This window comes from Lentzea sp. NPDC006480, assembly GCF_040611995.1.
In the GTDB taxonomy this organism is placed as follows: Bacteria; Actinomycetota; Actinomycetes; order Mycobacteriales; family Pseudonocardiaceae; genus Lentzea.
Genome location: NZ_JBEXPJ010000346.1, coordinates 1 through 1,750, shown reverse-complemented (window position 1 = coordinate 1,750; position 1,750 = coordinate 1). Strand labels below are relative to the sequence as shown.

Annotated in this window: 1 pseudogene; it reads left to right on the top strand. The window is 69.0% G+C overall.

Annotation, left to right across the window (positions count from 1 at the left end):
- Positions 1-1,683 (top strand): annotated as a pseudogene (locus tag ABZX92_RS45825) (hypothetical protein); the annotation flags it as partial.
- Between the last annotated feature and the right edge of the window lie 67 nt (positions 1,684-1,750).

The following is a 1,750-nucleotide window of genomic DNA, read 5'->3' as shown; positions in this document are numbered from 1 at the left end:
CCGGAAGCCCCTGCCGAAGCCGACGCGCCGATCACGCTGGACGTGCAGCTGACCAGCGGTGCGCCGCAGGGCATGTTCGCGCTGGGCGCCACGAAGGTCACGGTTCCCGCCAAGGGCACCGCGTCCGTCAACGTCACCGGTGACACCCGCGTCGGCACCCAGGACGCCACGTACACCGGTGAGGTCGTCGCCACGTCCGGCACGCACACCGTCCGCACGCTCGTCGGCGTCGACCGCGAGGTGGAGAGCTACACCCTCGCGCTCGACCTGACCGGACGCGACGGGCAGGACCCGGCGAGCGCGCTGACGTTCATCGACGGCCTGGACAACAGGACGTTCAAGCCGGTCTTCGGCGGCGACCAGAAGGTCCGCCTGCCGAAGGGCACCTACGTGGTCGACTCGTCGATCGTCTCGCCCGAGACGTTCGACATGGTGCTCCAGCCGACGGTGAGGCTGACCGGTGACGTGGCGGTCAAGCAGGACGCCCGCCTCGCGCAGGCGATCGACGTGAAGGTGCCGGAACCCACCGGGACCTTCGTGATCGGCGAGGTGACCTGGCGGCGCACGTTCGGTGCCTCGATCGTGCAGGCGGGGCTGATCTCGTTCGGCGGCTTCGACGGCGTCGGCGCGGTGCAGATGGGTGGCCCGCTCTCACCGAAGGAGATGGCGTCGCTGACGACGTTGCACGCGAACTCGGCGGCCGACGCGAACGTGTACTACCGGCTGTCCTACCCGGTCGGCGGCACGCTGCCGACGGGTCTGACGCGCGAGCCGGGCAAGAAGGACCTGGCTCGCGTCGAGGCCACCATCGGCGGCCTCAAGCCGGACAGCCAGGCGAGCAAGGGCGAGTTCCCGACGTCGGTGCACGGGATCGGCGGCGGTTCGGCGCTCTACGTCGTGCCTGGCGGAGGCAAGGCCGTCGACTACGTGACGACCGAGGACGTGCGCTGGCAGTCGATCGTGAGCATCAGGCACGCGAACGGCAGCGAGGAGCAGACGATCTCCGGGCTGCGCACCTACGAGGCCGGAAAGACTTACCAGGAGCGGGAGAACCAGCCGGTGTTCTCGCCGGCGCTGCCCGAGTCGCCGTACCCGTACGGCCAGCGCAACGGCACGATGCTGAGCGTCCGCGTGCCGATGCTGAGCGACGCGAGCAACGGCCAGGGAAGCTCCACTGTGGACGGGTTCAAGCTGTCGCTCTACCGCAACGGCGCGTTGATCGGCGAGAACAACGGCGGCACCTTCCAGAACGTGCCGCTGCCGGAAGCCGACTACCGCCTGGAGGCGAACCTCGACCGCAGCAAGCAGTTCGACTTCAGCGGCAAGGTCTCCGCGGCGTGGACGTTCAGGTCCAAGGGCGTGCCGGGCGAGATCAGCACCGTTCCGCTGAACGTCGTGCGGTTCGCGCCGAAGCTCGACGACAGCGGCGCGGTGCCCGCGGGAACGCTGCAGCGCATCGGGTTGCTCACGCAGTCGTCGGGTGACACGGGCAAGGTGCGCGTCACCGGCGTGCAGTACTCGCACGACGACGGCGCTTCGTGGCGCAACGCGGGCGTGGTCGGCAACAGCGCGTTGATCTACCACCCGCAGGGCTCGAAGTGGACCTCGCTGAAGGCCACCGCGAAGGACGCCAAGGGCAACACCGTCGAGATCACGGTGATCCACGCCTACAAGGTGAGCTAGAAACCATGAACGGCGCTTTCATGGACCTGAGGTCCTCCACGCCCACCGCGGCATGCGCGACCGGCGC